Below are 21,400 nucleotides of genomic sequence, written 5' to 3' on the forward strand. Positions count from 1 at the left end.
GGCCGGAGAGGCTTGGAGCGGCTCTGCTGCGGTCAGGCAAAGCCGGTTGGAACATCGGGGGAAAGCATTGGCGGACAGCAACGGCTACCATTTCATCATTGCGGATGATCATCCTTTGTTTCGTGGCGCACTGCGCCAGGCGCTGGATCTGCTCTATCCTGGATCGGTGATTGACGAAGCGGGAACGCTTGAGGATGTTGCAGCCCGCCTGGAGGATTCCGGTGGCGTGGATCTGGTGCTTCTGGATCTGTCCATGCCCGGCATGCGTGGCTTCTCGGGCCTTATGTTCCTGCGCGCCCAGCACCCTTCGGTGCCGGTGGTGATTGTCTCTGCAAATGAAGAGCCTCAGGCTATTCGCCGGGCGATTGGCTTTGGGGCATCGGGGTTCATTCCCAAGTCCCATGGTATCGAAGTCATCCGCAATGCGATCGAGCAGGTGATGGCCGGTTCGCTCTGGACCCCGCCGGAAATCGATCTCACCATAGCCGACAAGGATTCTGATGCGGCACGGCGGCTGGCCAGTTTGACGCCGCAGCAGGTGCGCGTCCTGATGATGCTGTCGGAAGGTCTCCTGAACAAGCAGATTGCCTATGAGCTGTCCGTATCCGAGGCAACGGTCAAGGCGCATGTGTCTGCCATCTTGCAGAAACTGGGCGTTGAAAGCCGGACGCAAGCAGTGATTGCTGCTTCCAAGATCGAGGCAGGAAGCTGGCAGATACCTGAGGCAGGCTAGAGCCTGAGGGCCGGCCGCACGGCGTTTCAGCTAAGTCACTTCTGAGAACAGCTTGCCGCAGATCCACGTCGGACGCGTTCTTCAGCTCGCCATGCTTTTTGAGAAATGCAAGGCAGATGAAGAAAGCAGCGATGTATTTTATCAGGCTGATTAAATTGATCGAACCGTTTCCTGCCGAACTTGATTGGAAATGCGTGCTCCCTTTAATTCAGATCGTGATTTTTACCCCCTCTTTACGGAGCCGTGAGACATTATGCTCCCAGCGACAGATGTGCATTTTGCGCAAATATTGACCGGATAGTGGATGAGCCAGGCGAAGGCCGAGAAGCAGGTCGCATTCGAAGCAGCAGAGTCTGGTGACGCCGGACGGGCTGCTGCCGGGGAAGAAGTGTGCGTGAACGGGGAACTCAGCATTGCTGAGTTCCTGAGAAGTCCACTTCATCACCTGATCGACGCCGTGCGGTTCATCTTCCGGGGACTGCTGGACAAGGACGAATTGAGCGGCCGGATACGCGCGCAGCAGATCACGTCGATTGTCCGCTTCATGCCGTATATCACGGCGTGGAACGTCTTCAGTGCTCTCATCATCGTCAATCTGAACTTCGGTGTGGCGCCTCTCTATCTGCTGTTCGCCTGGTCGGCTGCCATGATGTTTGTCATCGGCCGCGGCATCGCCGTCTGGCAGAAGAGCCGGAAGCAGACATTTACGACAGCGTCCGCCAGGGGCATTATTTCCGCAACCATTCAGGCGGGCATACTTGGCATCCTGTGGTGCCTGGCGTTGTTCATGACCTTCTACTACGGCTCTCAGGACACGCTCATCCTCGCCGCCTGTCTTATCGCAGGACTGATCTGTGCTGGCGGCTTTGTGCTGGCGACCGTGCCTTTGGCAGGACTTGCCTGGGTCGTGACAATCTGGTGCGGAGCGATATTCCAGATCATGCAGATCGGCAAGGGGCCGATGGTCGAGCTCTCCAGCTTGCTCTCGGCCTATTCCTTGATGGTCGTGATCTGTATTCTGGCGGTGTCCCGCGTGTTCGTGGCACGTGTGATAACGGAGCAGGAACTTGAACACCGGGGACAGGTGATCGGCCTGCTGCTCAATGAGTTCGAGGAAAGCGCCAGCGACTGGCTTTGGGAAACTGACAGCGCGGGCAACCTGAAACGCAGCTCTGCCCGGTTCTGTGAGGTCTGCGGACGCGCGCCGGAAGAGCTGCAGGGATACGGCCTGATCGACGCCCTGCAGTCAAGCGCCGAGCCGGGTGATGGCTGGGACGCAGTGCGTGAGGTGATGAACGCCCGTCAGTCCTTCCGAGACATGCCCGTGCTGACCATTGTCAATGGGGAGCGCCGCTGGTGGTCTCTCACCGGCAGGCCCTATTTCGACCGTGCCTGCAAGTTCACCGGCTATCGTGGCGTAGGGTCTGACATCACGGATGCCCGCCGCGCTCATGATCTGGTCAAGTATCTCGCCGAGCATGATGCGCTTACCGGGGTTGGCAACCGCAACTGGCTGCTGGGCCGGGCTGGCGAGAGCCTGGAGAACGCGCTGGCCGACGGCAGCAATGTCAGCCTGCTGATGGTGGATCTCGATAACTTCAAGGCCATCAATGACATGCGCGGCCATCCCGTGGGCGACGAGATCCTCAACATGGTCGCGCAGCGTTTCAGCGAAATCTGTGCCGGAAGAGCGGATCTTGCCCGCATAGGCGGCGACGAGTTCGCCATTCTGCATGCGGGGCAAAGCCGGCAGAATACAGAGGCGCTGGCGAACGAACTGATCAACAGCTTGAAGGCACCGCTGCTGACCGATAGCGGCAGCTACACCGTGGGTGCAACGATTGGCATTGCCTGTGCGCCGCGTCAGGCAGACACCATCGACGACCTGATGCGTTGCGCGGATATCGCGCTCTACAAGGCCAAGCGCAGCGGGCGGGGGCAGGCTCTGTACTTCGAGGCAGAGATGGACCGGGAACAGCGTGAGCGGCGCGAGATGGAGGCGGCGCTCCGCAGGGCTGTCGAAAAGGGCGGCCTCACGCTGGCGTTCCAGCCGATCGTCTCGGCGCAGACCGGACACATCCAGTCCTGCGAGGCGCTGCTGCGCTGGAATGATCCGTTCATCGGTCCTGTTTCACCCGCAGTTTTCGTCCCCATCGCCGAAGAGGCAGGGCTTATTGTTCCGATCGGGGAATGGGTGCTGCGGGAGGCCTGCAAACGGGCCGCCGCGAGCCAGCATGAGATATCCGTTGCAGTCAATCTTTCCCCGCTGCAGTTCGCGGCAGCGGGCCTTGTTGACGCTGTGAAATGGGCACTGGAGGAATCGGGGCTTCCTGCACAGCGGCTGATCCTCGAAATCACCGAATCCGTGCTGATCCAGGACGCCGGCTCAACGGCTGAGATCCTCAGTCAGCTGAAGGCGCTGGGTGTTCGCATCGCCCTGGACGACTTCGGAACAGGATACTCGTCGCTGAGCTATCTGCGTCATTATCATTTCGACAAGATCAAGATCGACAAGTCTTTCGTCAGCGAACTGGGCGATGGCGGGGAAAGCATGGCCATCATTTCGGCGGTCATAATTCTGGCCCGCAGTCTGAAGATGGAAGTCACGGCAGAAGGCGTCGAAACGGAAGACCAGGCCAATCAGCTGCGCCTCATGGGCTGCAGCAGCCTGCAGGGCTATTATTTCGGCCGGCCGATGGACCATTACCCGGAAGCCTTGGTGCCGCGCACTGACTATGGCACGAACCGCTCCGGTTCAAGACGAGTTGTCACTCAGTAACCAGCATTTCTGCCCGGACCCGTGCCAGCTGTGCCCGGAGCGCCGCCGGGCGGACGGGTTTGTTCAGCATCCCGATGTCCCGCTCCGCCGCTTCCGCCCGCACGGCGCGGCTGCGGTCCGCCGTGATTAGAAGTGCGGGAATGCTGCGGCCAAACTTCCAGCGCAGCCGCACGGCACATTCGATGCCGTTGCCCTGATCCAGATGATAGTCGACCAGCATGATGTCGGGTGTACGGCCAAGCTGCGTCACATGCTGGGCTGCCTCCATGTCGTTGCTGGCGGTCAGCACCTCGCAGCCCCAGCTTTCCAGGAGGCGCCGCATGCCGTCCAGAATGTTCGGCTCGTTGTCGATGGTCAGCACCAGCATGCCGTCCAGCTGGCTGGTGGTCACGGCAACCGGCTCGCCAGCGCTGGGCAGCACGGGAACTGGGGCTGCTGAGGGAACCTCCACGGCAAAGCATGAACCTTTGCCCATTTTCGAGCGCAAGGTGACCGGGTGATCCAGCACCCGGCTGATCCGTTCCACGATGCAGAGCCCAAGCCCAAGCCCCTTGGCGGTGCGGATGCCGTCGTCGAGCCTGTGGAACTCCATGAAGATGGCCTTCTGCTTGGACGCCGGAATGCCGATACCTGTATCGTGAACCTCAATGACCACACGCGAGCCATGGCGGCGGCAGCCGACAAGGACGCGGCCTGTCAGGGTATATTTGAGGGCATTTGACACGAGGTTCTGCAGCAGACGGCGCAGCAGGCGGCGGTCTGAGCGCACGGTGAGGGATGTAGGTACGAAGTTCAGCCTGAGGTTCCGTTCACGCGCAACCGGCTCGAACTCCAGCAGCAATGCGCGGAAGATCTCGTCAAGCCGGAAGGTGCTGTACTCTGGCTTGAGTGCCCCTGTGTCGAGACGGGAAATATCCAGAATGGCGCCAATGATGTCTTCGACGGATTCGAGCGAGGCTTCGACGTTGCGCACCAGATCCCCGGCTTCCCCCTCGCGGAACCTGTCGACCAGCACGGAGGCGTAGAGGCGGGCGGCGTTCAGCGGCTGCAGGATGTCATGACCGGCGGCGGCCAGAAACCGGGTCTTGCCGATGTTGGCTTCTTCGGCGGCGCGGGTCGCCTGCACCAGCTGCTGGTTGACACGGGTCAGTTCCTCGGTGCGCTCGCGCACCCGGCGCTCCAGCGTTTCGTGGGATCTGGACAAGGCTTCCTCTGCCAGTACGCGCTCGGTGATGTCGGTGAAGGTGGTCACGATGCCGCCATCCGGCATGGGGCTGATGCGGACCTCCAGGATGGTGCCAGTGATCGACAGGCGCTCCTGAAAGGTCTCCTGACGAATGACAAGCTTGTCGATCCTGTCGGCGACGATGGCATCGGCCGAACTGCCTCTCAGCTCGCCCCGCTCCGCATTGAAGCGGACGATGGTGTCGAGCGGTGTGCCCACCTGACCATATTCAGGGGGAAGGCCAAGCAGGTCGCGGAACTGCCGGTTCCAGCAGATCAGCCGCAGATCCCGGTCGAACACGGCGATGCCCTGACGCACCTGGTCGAGTGCTGTCTGCAGCAGGTCGCGGTTGTACTGGATGGCTTCGGAAGCATCATCCAGCAGCTTCATGGCGCCCTTGATGGTCGCATCGCGCCGTTTGAGCAACAGCGAAAGGACCAGCCTTGCAGAGGCTGCGCCAATGGCAGAGGCCAGGAGCTGTTCCGAATAGCGCAGAACCTGCGCGTCGGCCGGCGCGTTGAGATCCAGTGTCAGCCCCCGCTCGCGCCCGTAGCGCGCGAAGGAGCGCTCGGAGCGTTCCACCCCCAGATAGCGGGCGACCGTCGCCTTCAGATCGCCAACCGTTACGTGGGTCCGCCAGAGACGGAAGGAGGGCGTCGAGGCCAGCTCCTGAGGCACGAAAAGATTGGCCTGAAGCCGCTCGGACGGTTCTGGCGCCCGGGTCAGTGAGAAGAGAATGAAACAGGTGAGATTGGCCAGTAGGCTGAAGGCAACCCCGTGCAGGAATGGGTCGGCGGGGCTGTAGAACAGGGATTGAGGCCGCAGCCATTCGATGCCGAACGGCCCGTCGAAGAGGATCGCTTCGGAAAATAGCCCCGACTGGACAAAGGTCGGCAGCAGAAGTGTGTAGAGCCAGAGGCCAAAGCCGGCGGCCATTCCGGCAATGGCACCGCGTGCCGTCGCCTTGCGCCAGAAAAGCCCGCCAAGGAAGGCTGGCGCGAACTGGGCAATCGCGGCGAAGGACAGAAGGCCGATCGAGGAGAGGGCGGCCGTGTCACCGGCTGCCTTGTAATAGGCATAGGCCAGCAGCAGGATGACGAAGATTGAAGCGCGGCGCACACGCAGCAGCATGCGGCTGAGGTCCTTGCCTCGTGCCGAGGCAATGTCGTCGCTGCCGCGCTGGCGCAGGATCAGCGGTACCACGATGTCATTGGAAATCATGATCGCCAGCGCCACCGTAGCGACAATGATCATGGCCGTCGCCGCCGAAAGTCCGCCTATGAAGGCGAAGAGGGCCAGCACTCCCTGACCAGAGGCGATGGGAAGCGCGAGGACGTAGGAATCCGGATTGATGCCTGGGTCAAGCGTCAGCATTCCAGCTGCGGCGATTGGCACCACGAAGATGTTGATGGCGATGAGATAGAGCGGGAACATCCAGGTGGCGAGGCGCAGCTCCGCCTCGGAGTTGTTCTCGGTGACGACGACATGAAATTGCCGCGGCAGCAGCAGGGAAGCGATCAGCGACAGGAATGTGATGGCGATCCATTCCGCCGGCTGGAACGGCTGGGAAAAGACAGTGGCCACCTTGGGATTTGTGGCAATTGCCGCAACAAGATCCAGCGGTCCGTCATACAAGGCATAGGTTACCCAGAAGCCAACCGCCAGGAACGCGAAGAGCTTGACCACTGCTTCCAGCGCAATCGCCAGCATCAGCCCTTCCTGATGCTCGGTCGCATCAATGTGCCGGGTGCCGAACAGCCATGCGAAGACGGCCATGCCGATGGCAATCAGCAGGGTGATGTCGCCGAAGGACGTGAGCAGCGATACCCCGTCCGGCGGGCCAAAGGGGCCGATCATGGTGGTGACCGACAGGGACAGCGCCTTCAGTTGCAGGGCGATATAGGGAATGATGCCGATGACGGCGATAACCGTTGCCGTTGCTCCAACCGTCTGGCTCTTTCCGTAGCGGGCGGCCATGAAGTCGGCGATCGAGGTGATCCGCTCCGTCTTGGAGACCCTTATGATCCGCCGCAGCAGCGGAAAGCCGAAGGCAAAGAGCAGGATCGGGCCTGTGTAAATGGCCAGGAACTCCAGCCCGTCACGGGTCGCTCCGCCAACCGAGCCATAGAAGGTCCACGACGTGCAGTAAACCGAGAGGGACAGTGCATAGATGAAGGGCCTGCTCTTCGCCGCCAGTGGCAGACGCGAGCGCCGGTCACCGAAACTGGCGATGGCAAAGAGCAGCAGGATATAGCCCAGTGCACTTAAGGTGACGATCCAGCCGTCCAGCATCGCAATCCTGTCCGCCCTTGCCCGGTTGCACCGGAGCGCTTGTTGCATGTGGCCGGATGCGCCGGTTTTTTCCTGTGCGTCTCCGTCCTCCCGAGTGGATCGGACCATAGGTGCGCCGCCTTGTCCATTCGTCTTGCGGCGGGGGAGCGTTGTCCGGAATCTTCCCTTGCGGATGGAATGTGTTAACACTGTCGGGCAGGCCGGGCGGACGGCCCGCACCATGGGCACCAGATCAAGGGGGCGGAAATGCTCAAGGAATTCAAGGAATTTGCCGTCAAGGGCAACATGCTGGACATGGCCGTCGGTATTGTCATCGGTGCAGCCTTCAGCGCCATCGTCTCCTCCATGGTGGACGATATCATCATGCCGCCGATCGGCCTTATCCTCGGCAATGTCGACTTTTCCGAGCTGTTTCTCGTGCTGAAGCAGGGGGCGCCCGAGGGCCCCTATGCGACGGTGGACGCGGCCAAGGCAGCTGGAGCCGTGACGTGGAATCTCGGTCTCTTCATCAATGCTGTTGTGAAGTTCGTCATTGTGGCCTTTGCACTCTTCATCGTGGTGAAGGGCATCAACCGGCTGCGGCGCGAGGAAAAGGCCAAGCCTGCCGAACCGGCCAAGCCGCCGCGTCAGGAACTGCTGCTGGAAGAGATCCGCGATCTTCTCAAGAAGTGAGATCCGCCTTGATGCGCCTGTCCCGCCGGTTCTGACACCTGGCGGCAATCATCGCTTTGGGTGAAGTCAGCTTCACGCAGATTCATGAGCTTTTGCCGGAGAGGATTTGTAAGGTCGATGACCAGACACATCCTTCCGGCGGAGCCTGACGTGACCTTGCACACATCCAACGATCCCATTCTTGATGCCCTCCGGGTGCCTGCCCGCAATGCGCCGGAAAGCGGCATCGTCGAAGTCGTCAATGCGGCGCGCGAGCTGCCGGATGTGATCCCGCTCTGGGTGGGAGAGGGCGATCTGCCGACACCTGCCTTCATCTGCGAGGCGGCGGATGCGGCGATGAAGGCGGGCGAGACCTTCTATACCTATCAGCGCGGCCTGCCGGAGCTGCGCAAGGCGCTGGCGGATTATCATGGCCGCGTCTTCGGGCGCCCCTTTGATCCGCAGCGCTTCTTCGTGACCGGCTCAGGTATGCAGGCGATCCAGATCGCTGTGCAGATGATCGCCGGGCAGGGAGACGAGGTGCTGGTTCCGGTGCCTGCATGGCCGAACATCGCCGCCTCGGTCGGGCTGATGGGCGGGGTGCCGGTCTCCGTGCCCCTCGATTTCACGCAAGGTGGCTGGTCGCTGGATGTGGCGCGTCTGGAAGCTGCCATTACGCCGCGCACCCGGGCCATCTTCATCAACACACCGGCAAACCCGACCGGCTGGGTGGCGAGCCGTGAGGATCTGAAACAGATTCTCGATATTTCGCGCCGTTACGGTATCTGGATTATTGCCGACGAAGTTTATGGCCGTTTCTACTACGGGGCCGGCAATCATGCGCCTTCTTTCCACGAAATTGCGGAGGAGGAGGACCGGGTGATCCAGGTGAACACCTTCTCCAAGAACTGGGCCATGACTGGCTGGCGCATCGGCTGGATATCGGCCCCCAAGGCACTGGGCCAGGTCATCGAGAATATGGTGCAATATTCGACTTCCGGCGTGGCTGCCTTCATGCAGCGCGGGGCGATTGCGGCGCTGTCTCCAAAAGGGGATGCTTTCCTTGAAGAGCAGAAAGCGCGGGCGCTTGCGGGCCGCAAGATCGTTTGCGAGGCGCTGGCGGCCATGGATGGCGTGCACTTCACTGTGCCGGACGGCTCGTTCTACATGTTCTTCGGCATCGAGGGACACACGGATGCGCGGCAGCTGGCCATGGATCTGGCGCTCCAGGCGCGGGTGGGGCTGGCGCCTGCTTCGGCCTTTGGTGTCACCGGGCAGGGCTTCCTGCGGCTGTGCTTTGCCCGCCGGGCAGACCATGTGGAAGAGGGGATGAGGCGCCTTGCCGCTTGGCTAAAGCGTTGACGCAGCTTCTCAGAATGCGTTACGGATTTCCACGTAAGGACTTGTGACCCAGCGTTGTGCATTGCTGCGCTTGGGACGTTTGGGCGGCAGGGCATGGACGAGGGACAGGGACATTGTGGTCAGGGTGCGGCTTGGACCGTATCCGACGCACGTCTGGCCAGTGTTCTGGATACGGCTGTCGACGGCATCATCGTCATCAATGACCGCATGCGTATCCTTGCCTTCAACAAGGCCTGCGAACGTCTTTTCGGGTACACGGCGGCTGAAGCACTGGGGCAGAACGTTACGTTGATCATGCCGGGCTCCTATGCCCGCGAGCATGATCAATATGTCGAGCGCTATCTGGAAACCGGCGAACGGAAGATCATTGGCATTGGCCGTGAAGTCGCTGCGCGCCACAAGGATGGCACGGAGTTTCCGGTAGAGCTGTCGGTCGGCGAGGCAAAGACGCCAGATGGCCGCCAGTTCATTGGCATCCTGCGCGACCTGCGGCACCGCAAGTCGGTGGAGCAGAGCCTTGCGAGGGCGCAGGCGCAGCTGGTTCACATGACGCGTATCAGTGCCATCGATGAAATGGGCGCGGCGATCGCTCACGAGCTGAACCAGCCGCTGACAGCAATCCTCTTGTATCTTCAGGCCGTTGTCCGCAAGGCGCGTAATGCCGATACGGTCGATGCCCAGTCCCTCGGCGTGATCGAGAAGGCCATGCGCGAGGCCGAGCGTGCGGGCGAAATCATCCAGCGCATGCGCCAGCTGGTCGAGAAGCGTGATCCGGAGCGGGTGCCCACGGATCTGGTCAGTTTCAGCCGGTCCTGCGTGGAGCTGGTGGAGCTTGGATCCGGCGACAGCGGCGTGAAGTTCGAGATGCGAATCCAGCCGCGTCTGCCGGAACTTCCTATCGATCCAGTACAGATCCGGCAGGTGCTGGTGAACCTGCTGCGCAATGCCCGCGAGGCCGTCCAGGGCTCGCCGGAAAAGACCGTGCGCCTGGAAGTCGAGCGGAGCGGCGAATATATCGAGTTCCGTGTCCGCGACAGCGGGCCTGGGGTTCCGTCCGAGGTCGTGCCGGAACTCTTCCGCGCCTTCTCGGGCCACAAACGGAAAGGGCTGGGGCTTGGCCTCGCCATTTCCCGAACCATAGCCCAGAATCACGCCGGTGATCTGAGCCTTGAAAAAGCTGCCGATGGAGAGGGGGCAACTTTCGTTCTCCGCCTCCCGATTAATTGTAATATTGATCCAAATCGTCGCGCTGACTGAAAGTCGTGATAAGCCCGTGGGCTCTACGCAAGAAAGAGGACTTTAGGGATGACCGAAGCCATCTACATCGTTGATGATGATCCCGCCGTGCGCGATGCATTGTCTGTCGTATTCGAGATGGAGGGCTTTTCAGTCGAAACCTTCGAGGACGGGGACAGTTTCGTCACTGCTGCCAAAGAGCGTGTTCCGGCCTGTGTCATTCTTGACGTGCACATGCCGGGACGCTCCGGCATTGACGTGCTGAAGGCCTTGAGCGCAGACAGCTATGAAGCGCCGATTTTCATCATTTCCGGCCAGGGCGATATCCCGATGGCTGTTGAGGCCATCCGCAACGGCGCCTTTGATTTCATTGAAAAGCCGTTTGATGCCGACACGGTTGTTGCCCGCGTGCGCGAAGGCATTGAGGCACAGCGGAACAAGGGAGCCGCAGCCAATGGCGAGACCGGCAGCTTCCCCGGCGCAGAGCTGTTGACCCGGCGCGAGCGCGAGGTGCTGGGGCGGATTACCGCCGGGGCTTCCAACAAGGAAGCCGGCCGGGAGCTGGGCATCAGTCCCCGCACGGTCGAGGTGCACCGCGCCCGCATCATGGAAAAACTGGGCGCGAAAAACGCGGCAGATCTCGTCCGCATCGTGCTTGCACATTGACTTCAAAGTGCATCAGCCCGCTCATGGTTTTCGGGCTGATGCAGCCGATGGCAAAAATTTGATTCAGATCCCCCGTACTAGTGCGTAGATCATCTTGGGCAAAAGGGCCGTATAAAGAGAGGAGTGCCTGATGCACACGCTCTATCGCGGACCATTTACGTGACAGTTCACATTGTCGAAGATGATTTCGGGGTATCGGACGCGCTGTCCATTCTTGTTGAAGGAATGGGCCACGATGCGGTCGTATACCCCGACGCCGAATCCTTCTTTGAAGGAAAACCGCCAGTATCCGGCGACCTGGTGATCGTCGACCTTGGCCTGCCCGGGGTCAGTGGCGCGCAAGTGGTGCGCTGGCTCAGTGAATTCCGCGATCCTCCCAAGGTCATCGTGATTTCCGGGCAGCCGGGGAACCGCCTGCGGGAGATGCTGAGCGGCCTTAATCCTTTTGCCTTCCTGCGCAAGCCGCTTTCGGAAGAAGAACTTGCACCTTATCTCTAGGGCTCTCGCATCTTTACCCTGAAGCCTCGAGAGGGGTTGAATTTTACCTCAGTTAAAAAGTCAAAATAGGCATGTCTCTCGTCTGAGAGGTTGTCATCCTACTTGCTCTGTACGTAGTTTTCCGCCTGGCCACAGTCTCGCAGTATGGCGCTGGTCAATTTTACGCATGCGGCATTCCGTCCTGAGTATAAGGCCTTACGCACTCGCCCGGATTACGTCCTGCAAATCTTCACGATAGCTTGTCACCATCAGCAGCAATACAGGCAGCCCGCCGGACGGGGCAGGTTGCCGGAAACGTGCCGCATGGGGAAACCCGTGCCGTGTTTCTTTGCGGGTTGAAAGCCACAGGAGGGAAACATGGCTTATCTGGAACGCAATCTCACAAGATCACCTATGGCCGGCACTCTCGCATCCCGCGTTCCTGCGCCTGAAGTCACCTCTCACTTCGCCAGCTTCGGCGCAAAGAGCGTGAGCTACAAGCCGCATGATGTGATCTATTATCAGGGTGATCCTGCCGACCGCATTTTCGAGGTTGGCCGCGGCACGGTGATGCTGTTCAAGCTGCTGCCCGATGGCCGCCGTCAGGTTGTCGAGGTGCTGCGTGCCGGAGATATCTTCGGGATGCCCTCAGGTGAAGAGCAGGATTGCACTGCTGAAACCCTGACCGATGCCTGCGTCCACACGCTGGACCTGCACCAGATCGAAGTTTCTTCCGACATTCAGCGCCAGCTGACCAAATGCCTGATCGCGCAGATGCAGCATCTGCATGAGCACGCTGTTCTGCTCGGCCGCAAGTCGGCAACCGAACGTGTTGCCAGCTTCCTGATGCATCTGGTTCCGGATCGCGGCGGCAACAACTGCATGGGACCTGTGGAAGATGGCCTGCCGGATAGCCGCCAGGTCAAGCTGCACATGACCCGTCAGGAAATCGCCGATTACCTCGGCTTGACCATCGAGACGGTCAGCCGTGTGATCTCGGACATGAAGCGCCGCGGCCTCATCACGCTGGAGCGCAATGACGAGATCCGCCTCAACCGGGTTTGCGCTGTCTGCCAGCTCACCGGCAAGCACTGATCAGACAAGCACAAGACCCCATCGATCACTGTATGCCCTGCAGCCAGTCCGCGAGGACTGGCTGTTGGCGTTTCCAACAGGCCCAAGGCAACTTATACCAAGGTCCCGGAATGCTGACGTTTCACGCCTTGAAATTGCCAAGTGCGGCAAAGGTTTGATCAACTCTTGCAGACCCAGTCCCAAACCGGGCCGGGCTTCCATTTCAAGTCTTGTCCTCTCCCGCCATCACACAGCCATCGAGTGGCGCGGTACTATGGTGCTGGGGGCGGCCTTGCCGAAATAGGCGTCGAAGGCAGCTGCCGCGATGCGCACATACGGGCGGCCTTCCGGTGTGATTTTCACCCAGGCATCCTTGCAGGTCAGCAGGCCATCCGCAACGAGTTCCTCCAGCTTTGCGAGGCTGTCGCTGAAGTGGCTGAGAGGCAGGCCATGCCGTTCTGCGATCCGGGCGACGTCCACGGTGTAGGACGTCATCAGCTGTTCGATGATGTCAGCCCGCGCACGGTCATCATCGGACAGGGTGAAGCCCTTGTTGACCGGCAGCTGGCCGTTCTCGATCATCCTCTGCCAGGTGCCCGTATCGCTGACATTCTGCACAAAACCGGCGGGCAGGCGGCCAATCGAAGAGACGCCGAGGCCGATGAGCGCTTCGCCCTGATCGGTGGTATAGCCTTGGAAATTGCGCTTCAGACGGCCTTCCGCGAGTGCAATCGCCATGCTGTCGTCCGGACGGGCGAAATGATCAAGGCCGATGGCCACGTAGCCCGCATCCATCAGCGCCTCACGCGCCGCATCGGCCATGGCAAGGCGCTCCGCCGGCGCGGGCAGGGTGCTCTCGTCAATGAGCCGCTGATGCTTTTTCATCCAGGGTACATGGGCGTAGCCGAAGAGGGCGATGCGTGAAGGCTGCAGCGCAACAGAGCGGGCCACGGTGTCGAGAATCGTGTCACGCGTCTGCAGCGGCAGGCCATACATCAGGTCGAAGTTCAGCGCATCCAGTCCGGCATCCCGCAAATGATCGACTGCGGCTTGCAGAACCTCATAGGACTGCACCCGGCCAATCGCCTTCTGCACATCCGGATTGAGGTCCTGCACACCGAGGCTCGCGCGGTTGATGCCCATGACGGCCAGCGTCAGCGCAAGGCGGCGGGTGACATAGCGCGGGTCCAGTTCGATCGCATGTTCGAGATCAGGTGTCAGCTCAAACAGCACCCGGATCAGGCCGGAGAGTTCCAGCAGGCTTGCTTCTGGCAAAAGGCTCGGCGTGCCGCCGCCCCAATGGATATGGCGCACGCGCCGTTGTGCACCCAGATGCCCGGCGACCAGCTCGATCTCGGCTTCCAGCGATCTGGCATATTGCTCCAGAGGCGCATCCTTGCGGGTCGCCTTGGTGTGGCAGCCGCAGTAGTGGCACAGCTCCCGGCAATAGGGCACATGCAGATAGAGGGACAGATCCGTCTCTTCGGGCAGGGCTGCCAGCCAGCTGCCGTAAAGGCTGGACGTCACCTCCGCACTGAAGTGCGGTGCGGTCGGGTAGCTTGTGTAGCGCGGCACGTTACGGGCCGCATATCGGGCAAGATGGTCGCTCATGGGCACAATCTGGCAGATGTCTGGAGTGGGAACCTTGATCTTCCTCAACGTTCCCGGAGGTGTGTTGCGGCTTCAAGCCATGCGTCATGCGCGCAGGTGCAAAGGCTCAGACCGGCTGCAAATGCACTGGTTGGCCTGCCGGGGGCCGTTATAGTGATGCGGCATTCTTGCCTCCTTCCTGATTTCCGGACCCGCGGCCTGCCAGATGACATCCAGCCAGATTGATGCCGAACCGACCGTTTCCCGCTGGAAAGCCTTCGGGCAATTCAGCCTGACGATTGCCATCGGCGGGGCTGGTGCAGCCGGGTTCAACTGGCTTGGCCTGCCTGCGGCCTGGCTGTCGGGAGCAATGATCGTTGTCGCCGCCGCTACCTTTGCCGGGCTGAGGGCAAAGTTCCCAACCGGCATTCAGCCTCCGCTCTATACGCTGCTGGGCATGACCATGGGCAGCGGCGTGACGCCGGACGTGGTGCACCGCATCGGCGACTGGCCGGTCTCGCTCGCAGGCCTTGCCGTGGTCGTGGCGCTGGTGATGTTTGTGACCTATGCCTTCCTCCGCCAGCTATGCGGCTGGACAAAGGAAGAAGCCTATTTTGCTGCCATCCCGGGTGCCCTGACTTTCGTAATGGCGGTCGCCTCCGAGCGCAGGACCGATGTGACCCGCTTTTCGACGGCCCAGATCATCCGGCTGTTCTTCCTCGTTGCGGCCTTGCCGCTTTTCATCGGGCAGGCTGGCGGGGCAGATATGGGGAGCGGCCCTGCGGCCCTTCCCGTGCCGTTTCAGGATACGGCGTTAGGTCTTGTCATCTGTATTGCTGCCAGTTTTGCTGCAGTGCGGCTGCGCATTCCGGGCGGCTGGCTGACTGGGGCGTTCTTTGCCAGCGCGCTTGCGAGTGGCACGGGCTTTCTCGATACACACGTGCCGGACTGGGCGCTGATTCCCTGCTTTGTCATTCTGGGCGCCTCCATTGGCATCCGTTTCTGTGAAATCTCCCCGGCGATGCTGCTGCGCCTTCTGGCGGCTTCCGTCGGAGCCTTTGCAGCCGGCCTCACGGTGTCTGTGGTGGGGGCGCTCGCCGTTGCATGGACGCTGGGCATCCCGGCCGGCCAGGTGCTGCTGGCCTACGCGCCGGGCGGGCTGGAGGTGATGATGCTGCTGGCCTATCTGCTGGACATGGACCCTGCCTTTGTCGCAGCCCATCAGCTTGCCCGCTACATCGCGCTGATCCTGATTCTCCCGCCTGTGACGCTGGCTGTCCTTGGCCGCAACCCGCGGGGCGGCTGACGCAGGGCTTATCCCGTCAAACCAGTATTTGCAGCGTCCGGCCGGGCAGGATGGCCGCCTGAGCCCGGAGTGGATGCTCTGCGGCGCTCTCACGGCCTTCGTGCCTGATGCCTTTTTGCCAACAAACCGAAGCCTTTCTGCCACGTTGATCTGAATCAACGCGTCTGGACCCATCCCATGCGCAAGGTCAGCCTTGGACTGCTGGCCCTTCCCTCGCCAGCGGCATTCAAGACTGGGGCGGAAGAATGGCACAATCAAAGGCCAAACTCATATCGCTCGAAGAAGGGGGCTTTGCCCTGTTCCTCGTGCTGCTCGCCTTCGCCTGCCTGATCGTGGCAGGGAAGACTTACGACCAGGTGATGGCGTTCCATACGGCAATCGGCGCTTTGTTCGCCGCCGTGGGCGCCTTCATCATCTTCAAGAACTATTTCGATGACGGCGGAATCGAGATCCCGCAGGAAATCGGCGGCAAGCCGAACTACAACATGGGGCCGGTCAAGTTCGGCACCGTGGCTGCCATGTTCTGGGGCATTGCCGGTTTCACCGTCGGCCTGATCATCGCACTTCAGCTCGCCTTTCCGGCGCTGAACTTCGATCTGCCCTGGACCAACTTCGGGCGCCTGCGTCCGCTGCACACTTCGGCGGTGATCTTTGCCTTTGGCGGCAACGTGCTGCTGGCAACGTCCATGTATGTGGTCCAGCGCACGTCCCGTGCCCGCATGCCCGGCAAGATCCTGCCCTGGTTCGTTATTCTGGGCTATAACGCCTTCATCGTCATTGCCGGCACGGGCTACCTGCTGGGCGCGACGCAGGGCAAGGAATATGCCGAGCCGGAATGGTATGCCGACTTGTGGCTGACCATCGTCTGGGTGGCTTACCTTTTCCTGTTCCTGGGCACTTTGTGGAAGCGCAAGGAGCCGCATATCTATGTGGCGAACTGGTTCTACCTCGCCTTCATCGTCACCATCGCGATGCTGCATCTCGTCAACAACGCCACCATTCCGGTGTCGGTGTTCGGGACCAAGTCCTACATCGTCTGGTCTGGCGTGCAGGATGCCATGGTGCAGTGGTGGTACGGCCATAACGCGGTGGGCTTCTTCCTGACCGCCGGCTTCCTCGCCATCATGTACTACTTCGTGCCCAAGCGCGCCGAGCGGCCGGTCTATTCCTACCGCCTGTCGATCGTGCACTTCTGGGCGCTGATTTTCATCTACATCTGGGCTGGCCCCCACCACCTGCACTACACGGCTCTGCCGCAGTGGGCTTCGACGCTGGGTGCCACCTTCTCCGTGATCCTGTGGATGCCCTCCTGGGGCGGCATGATCAACGGCCTGATGACCCTGTCGGGTGCCTGGGACAAGCTGCGGACCGATCCGGTGCTGCGCATGATGGTCGTGTCGGTTGCCTTCTACGGCATGTCGACCTTCGAAGGCCCGCTCATGAGCATCCGTGCCGTGAACTCGCTGTCGCATTACACCGACTGGACCATTGGCCACGTGCATTCCGGTGCGCTCGGCTGGGTGGGCTACATCTCCTTCGGTGCGCTCTACTGCCTGGTTCCCTGGCTGTGGAAGAAGAAGGGCCTCTATTCGCTGAAGCTGGTGGACTGGCACTTCTGGCTCTCCACCATGGGCATCGTCCTGTACATCTGCGCCATGTGGGTGTCGGGCATCATGCAGGGCCTGATGTGGCGCGCCTACGACAAGATGGGCTTCCTTGAATACTCATTCATCGAAACCGTCGACGCCATGTTCCCCTACTACGTCATCCGTGCTCTTGGCGGCGCACTCTTCGTGCTCGGCGCCCTGATCATGGCCTTCAACCTCTGGATGACCGTCCGTCACGGTGAGGCCGAAGTGGCCGAAACCGGCACGGCTGGCAACCTGGCTCCGGCCGAATAAGGGGGAGAGCAATCAATGTCTGCCTGGGCAAAACACCAAATCTTCGAGAAGAACTCCATTCTTCTTCTTGTAGGTATCCTCCTAATGGTCTCCATCGGCGGTCTCGTCGAGATCGTTCCGCTCTTCTATCTGAAGAGCACGATCGAAAAGGTGGAGGGGATGCGTCCCTACTCCCCGCTCGAACTGGCCGGCCGCAACATCTACATCCGTGAAGGGTGCTATCTCTGCCACTCGCAGATGGTCCGCCCGATGCGTGATGAGCTGGAGCGTTACGGCAAGTACTCGCTGGCGGCGGAGTCCATGTATGATCACCCGTTCCAGTGGGGCTCCAAGCGCACTGGCCCGGATCTGGCGCGCGTTGGCGGAAAATACTCCGACGACTGGCACCGCGATCATCTGATCAATCCGCGCTCTGTCGTGCCGGAATCGATCATGCCGGGCTATCCGTTCCTCATGACGGCCAAGCTCGATGCACGCGGCATTGCCGATCACCTCAAGGCGAACTCGATCGTCGGCGTGCCTTACACGGACGAGATGATCGAAAAGGCGGCCGCTGATCTTGCCATCCAGGCCAATCCGGATGCGGACGGTGTGGATGAATTCATGAGCCGGTATCCCAAGGCTGTCGTCCGCGACTTCGACGGCAACCCGAAGGATCTGACGGAAATGGATGCTCTCGTCGCTTATCTGCAGATGCTTGGCACGCTCGTGGATTTCTCGATCTACGACGACAAGGCGAACCTGCGCTGAGGAGGCTCATATGAACGAGACCTACATGACCCTGGCCAGCTTCGCCCAGACGGGTGGCACGATCTACTTCGTGCTGATGTTTGCAGGTGTGCTCGCCTATGCCCTCTGGCCCCGCAATGCAGAACGCTTTGACGAGGCCTCCAAGATCCCGTTCCGGGAGGACTGACAGATGAGCGACATTCACAAGAAGGAGATCGATGCTGTCTCCGGCGTTGAAACGACAGGCCACGAGTGGGACGGGCTCAAGGAGCTCAACAATCCACTGCCGAAATGGTGGCTCTATGTCTTCTACGCCTCCATCGTCTGGGCGATTGGCTACTGGGTGGTCTATCCCTCCTGGCCGCTGATCAGCGGTTATACGGCTGGTGTCCTCGGCAACAGCCAGCGTGCAGATGCGCTGGCGGCTGTCGAAGCTGGCCAGGCTGCCCGTGCGCAGCTGGGCGCGGGCCTCAATGACGCGAGCCTGGAAGAGATCGCCAGCAAGCCGGAACTGCTCGACTTCGCCATGGCGAATGGCCGGGCGGCTTTCGGCGACAATTGCGCAGCCTGCCACGGCTCTGGCGGTACGGGGGCCATCGGTTACCCGAACCTTCAGGACGACGGCTGGATCTGGGGCGGCACGCTGGAAGACATCCACACGACGCTGAAGTATGGGATCAGGTCTGGCCATGACGAGGCCAGATTCGCAGAAATGCCTGCCTTTGGCCGGGACGAGCTGCTCGACAAGACCCAGATTGATCAGGTTGCCAACTTCGTCGCATCGCGCGCCGGACTGGAGCCCGAAGCCGGTGTGGATCTGGCCGCTGGCGAGACCGTCTACCAGGAGAACTGTGCTTCCTGCCATGGCGAGGATCTTGCCGGCATGCGGGAAATGGGCGCTCCAAGCCTGATGGCCGCGAACTATGTGTTCGGAAAGTCGGTCAAGGCAATCAAGGCGCAGGTCAATGCCCCGCGTCATGGCGTGATGCCTGCCTGGGAAGGCCGCCTCGACCCGGCGACCATCAAGTCGCTGGCCGTCTACGTGCACTCCTTCGGCGGTGGTGAGTAATCTCACCACCCGGCCGGAACTGGTCTGATGGGCCAGTGCGGAGAGGAATGAAAACTGCAGGAAAACCAAAGGCCGGGCGCGCAAGCGTCCGGCCTTTGACATATTGCCGCATTTGATCAGGCTCAAGGCCCGAAGCGTCTGCGCCGTCTAGTGTGCCTTGAAGGTCAGCATGAACCCGGGTCTGCGCCCTCGCGCTGTGCCCGGACTCTCCCGGGTGCCGTCGGGGCCGGAAACCGGGGTGAAAGGACGGAAAGATGCGTGTCGAGCCAAATGCCGGCGGTGCTGGCGGAGAGCCAGAAGAGTGGTTTGCGTCCGCCAGGAAAATCTACCCGATGGCGGTCAAGGGAACCTTCCGCAAGATCAAGTGGACGCTGCTGTTTATCACGCTGGGCATCTACTATTTCCTTCCCTTCATCCGCTGGGACCGGGGGCCAAATGCACCCAATCAGGCCGTCCTCATCGATTTGGAGGGGCGGCGTGGTTATTTCTTCTTCATCGAAATCTGGCCGCAAGAGGTCTACTACATCACCGGCCTGCTGATTATCGCGGCGCTGGCGCTATTTCTGATGAATGCTGTCGCAGGGCGCGTCTGGTGCGGCTATCTCTGTCCGCAGACGGTGTGGACCGATCTGTTCCTCTGGGTCGAGCGCAAGATCGAGGGGGACCGGCGCGAGCGCATTGCCCTCGACAAGGCGCCGATGAACCTGTCGAAGTTCGGCAAGCGGGCCGCCAAACACGTCTCCTGGCTGATGATCGCCTGGTGGACCGGCGGTGCCTGGGTGCTCTATTTCTCCGATGCGCCGACGCTGGTTTATGAGCTGGCCACCTTCCAGGCACCTTTGAGCGCCTATGTCTGGATCGGCATCCTGACCACGACCACCTATCTGCTGGCTGGTTTCATGCGTGAGCAGGTCTGCATCTACATGTGCCCCTGGCCACGTATTCAGGCGGCGCTGACGGATGAGAAGGCGCTGAACGTCACCTACCGCTGGGACCGGGGTGAGCCGCGCGGACCGCTGAAACGGAACAAGGAACTGGCCGCGCAAGGTCTGCCTGCGGGCGACTGCGTTGACTGCGCCCAGTGCTTCCACGTGTGCCCGACGGGCGTCGACATCCGCAACGGTTTGCAACTGGATTGCATTCAGTGCGGGCTGTGCATTGATGCCTGCGATGCGGTGATGACCCGCGTCGGCAAGCCCACGGGCCTTATCGGCTATGACACGGACGAGAACATCCAGCGGCGGCTCGAGGGCAAGGACCCGATTTACGATATCGTGCGTCCGCGCACCATCATCTATGCCGCGGTCATCGCCATCACCGGCGCCATCATGCTCTACGCGCTGCTCGCCCGCGACTTTGCGGGGATCAGCGTGCTGCATGACCGCAATCCGATCTTCGTCCAGCAGAATGACGGCTCGGTGCGTAACGGCTTCACCGTACGACTGCTGAACAAGCAGACCCACGAACGCACCTTCATGCTCAACGTCGAGGGCATGCCCGGCGGCACAAGGATCGAGGCGATCGGCATCGACCACTATGTGGATGGCCGTCCCTTCATCGTTGTCGGGCCGGACCAGAGCCGCGAGATCCGTGTGCTGGTCTATTCCCCGGCCGGCGCAAAGCTTGCGTCCTCGACACCCGTCGTCTTCCGCCTGACGGACACGGTGATGGGCGAGGTTGTCTACACCAGCGATTATTTCAAGGCCCCATAGGAGGACCAGATGACACAGACACTTGCGAGGACGGGCAAGGGTGATGGAACGGCAGGGGCGGCACGCCGCCCCATGACCGGATGGACGGTTCTGATCTGGCTTTGCTGCTTCTTTGGTGCGGTTTTCGCAGCCAACGGGGTCTTTCTGTGGGTGGCCATCGGCAGCTTTCCCGGGACGGTCGTCGACAGCTCCTACAAGGCCGGACAGGCGTTCAACGGCGAGGTGGCAGCTGCCCGTGAACAGGCATCCCGTGGCTGGCAGGTCGGGGTTCATCTCGAGCGCAGCATCGAAGGCCGTGCCCAGATCGCCATCACCGCCGAAAAGGCCGACGGCTCACCGGTTTCCGGTGTGTCCTTCGAGGCGAAGCTGATGCACCCCGTGGCAACGGGCCTGGATCAGACCGTTGACCTGATTGAAGGTGAAAGCGGGCACTACGCTGCCTTGACGCCGGAGCCGGTGGCCGCAGGCAACTGGCACCTGATCATTGAGGCACACGGGGCCGAAGGCCGTGTGTTCCGGTCGGAGAACAAGCTGTTTCTCAAGGACTGACTCTGACATGAGCAGTGCCCGGTTCAAGGGGCGGACCGGGCACTGCATC

Annotated in this window: 17 protein-coding genes; 15 read left to right on the plus strand and 2 right to left on the minus strand. The window is 61.1% G+C overall.

All coding sequences use genetic code 11. The features are described from left to right. The first annotated feature begins 67 nt into the window (after positions 1-67). Both V6L75_RS04410 and V6L75_RS04415 read left to right on the plus strand, forming a co-directional pair. A complete protein-coding gene (locus V6L75_RS04410) occupies positions 68-733 on the plus strand; it encodes a response regulator transcription factor (RefSeq protein WP_334250297.1) in 666 nt (221 codons plus the stop codon). Positions 734-1,037: 304 nt separating this feature from the next. Continuing rightward, the gene (locus V6L75_RS04415; RefSeq protein ID WP_334250298.1) at positions 1,038-3,512 is read left to right on the plus strand and encodes a putative bifunctional diguanylate cyclase/phosphodiesterase; all 2,475 of its coding nucleotides are present in this window, start codon (positions 1,038-1,040) and stop codon (positions 3,510-3,512) included. Here the strand turns inward: V6L75_RS04415 and V6L75_RS04420 are convergent. Continuing rightward, positions 3,502-7,029 carry a NahK/ErcS family hybrid sensor histidine kinase/response regulator gene (locus tag V6L75_RS04420; protein WP_334250299.1) on the minus strand — a complete coding sequence of 1,176 codons (3,528 nt, stop codon included), beginning with the start codon at positions 7,027-7,029 and terminating at the stop codon, positions 3,502-3,504. The two genes, V6L75_RS04415 and V6L75_RS04420, sit on opposite strands and share 11 nt — an antisense overlap. Positions 7,030-7,275: 246 nt before the next feature. Between V6L75_RS04420 and mscL the strand changes: the two genes are divergently transcribed. The 6 genes from mscL (at position 7,276) to V6L75_RS04450 (ending at position 12,516) form a co-directional block, all read left to right on the plus strand. Continuing rightward, positions 7,276-7,701 carry a large conductance mechanosensitive channel protein MscL gene (gene mscL, locus V6L75_RS04425; RefSeq protein ID WP_334250300.1) on the plus strand — a complete coding sequence of 142 codons (426 nt, stop codon included), beginning with the start codon at positions 7,276-7,278 and terminating at the stop codon, positions 7,699-7,701. Between the two features lie 117 nt (positions 7,702-7,818). Continuing rightward, positions 7,819-9,042: a pyridoxal phosphate-dependent aminotransferase gene (locus V6L75_RS04430; protein ID WP_334250301.1), complete on the plus strand. Its 1,224-nt coding sequence runs from the start codon at positions 7,819-7,821 to the stop codon at positions 9,040-9,042. Positions 9,043-9,135: 93 nt separating this feature from the next. Continuing rightward, complete coding sequence (locus tag V6L75_RS04435; RefSeq protein ID WP_334250303.1) at positions 9,136-10,299, plus strand: two-component system sensor histidine kinase NtrB; 1,164 nt, start codon at positions 9,136-9,138, stop codon at positions 10,297-10,299. Between the two features lie 48 nt (positions 10,300-10,347). Continuing rightward, positions 10,348-10,944: a response regulator transcription factor gene (locus tag V6L75_RS04440; protein WP_334250304.1), complete on the plus strand. Its 597-nt coding sequence runs from the start codon at positions 10,348-10,350 to the stop codon at positions 10,942-10,944. Between the two features lie 159 nt (positions 10,945-11,103). Next, positions 11,104-11,442 (plus strand): response regulator, encoded by a 339-nt coding sequence (locus V6L75_RS04445; RefSeq protein WP_334250305.1) that lies wholly within the window; start codon positions 11,104-11,106, stop codon positions 11,440-11,442. 357 nt (positions 11,443-11,799) lie between these two features. Next, positions 11,800-12,516: a helix-turn-helix domain-containing protein gene (locus tag V6L75_RS04450; RefSeq protein WP_334250306.1), complete on the plus strand. Its 717-nt coding sequence runs from the start codon at positions 11,800-11,802 to the stop codon at positions 12,514-12,516. Between the two features lie 225 nt (positions 12,517-12,741). On the opposite strand, the gene hemN is transcribed toward V6L75_RS04450, so the two are convergent. After that, a complete protein-coding gene (gene hemN / locus V6L75_RS04455; RefSeq protein WP_334250307.1) occupies positions 12,742-14,106 on the minus strand; it encodes an oxygen-independent coproporphyrinogen III oxidase in 1,365 nt (454 codons plus the stop codon). A 205-nt stretch (positions 14,107-14,311) separates the two neighbouring features. Here hemN and V6L75_RS04460 point away from each other — a divergent pair, with 205 nt between their 5' ends. The 7 genes from V6L75_RS04460 (at position 14,312) to V6L75_RS04490 (ending at position 21,351) form a co-directional block, all read left to right on the plus strand. Continuing rightward, entirely contained in the window at positions 14,312-15,391 is a 1,080-nt protein-coding gene (locus V6L75_RS04460; protein ID WP_334250308.1) for an AbrB family transcriptional regulator, read from the plus strand. Between the two features lie 245 nt (positions 15,392-15,636). Next, complete coding sequence (gene ccoN, locus V6L75_RS04465) at positions 15,637-17,292, plus strand: cytochrome-c oxidase, cbb3-type subunit I (RefSeq protein ID WP_334250309.1); 1,656 nt, start codon at positions 15,637-15,639, stop codon at positions 17,290-17,292. A gap of 15 nt (positions 17,293-17,307) precedes the next feature. After that, a complete protein-coding gene (gene ccoO, locus V6L75_RS04470) occupies positions 17,308-18,042 on the plus strand; it encodes a cytochrome-c oxidase, cbb3-type subunit II (RefSeq protein WP_334250310.1) in 735 nt (244 codons plus the stop codon). Between the two features lie 10 nt (positions 18,043-18,052). Further along, positions 18,053-18,208: a cbb3-type cytochrome c oxidase subunit 3 gene (locus V6L75_RS04475; RefSeq protein ID WP_019962961.1), complete on the plus strand. Its 156-nt coding sequence runs from the start codon at positions 18,053-18,055 to the stop codon at positions 18,206-18,208. A gap of 3 nt (positions 18,209-18,211) precedes the next feature. Further along, positions 18,212-19,090, plus strand: coding sequence for a cytochrome-c oxidase, cbb3-type subunit III (ccoP, locus tag V6L75_RS04480; protein ID WP_334250311.1), 879 nt, complete (start codon positions 18,212-18,214; stop codon positions 19,088-19,090). Between the two features lie 254 nt (positions 19,091-19,344). After that, positions 19,345-20,802 carry a cytochrome c oxidase accessory protein CcoG gene (ccoG, locus tag V6L75_RS04485; protein ID WP_334250312.1) on the plus strand — a complete coding sequence of 486 codons (1,458 nt, stop codon included), beginning with the start codon at positions 19,345-19,347 and terminating at the stop codon, positions 20,800-20,802. A gap of 9 nt (positions 20,803-20,811) precedes the next feature. After that, on the plus strand, positions 20,812-21,351 hold the full coding sequence (locus V6L75_RS04490; RefSeq protein WP_334250313.1) for a FixH family protein: 540 nt from the start codon (positions 20,812-20,814) through the stop codon (positions 21,349-21,351). The last annotated feature ends 49 nt before the right edge of the window (positions 21,352-21,400 follow it).

Origin of the sequence: Pannonibacter anstelovis (assembly GCF_036881715.1) — a bacterium.
In the GTDB taxonomy this organism is placed as follows: domain Bacteria; phylum Pseudomonadota; class Alphaproteobacteria; order Rhizobiales; family Stappiaceae; genus Pannonibacter; species Pannonibacter anstelovis.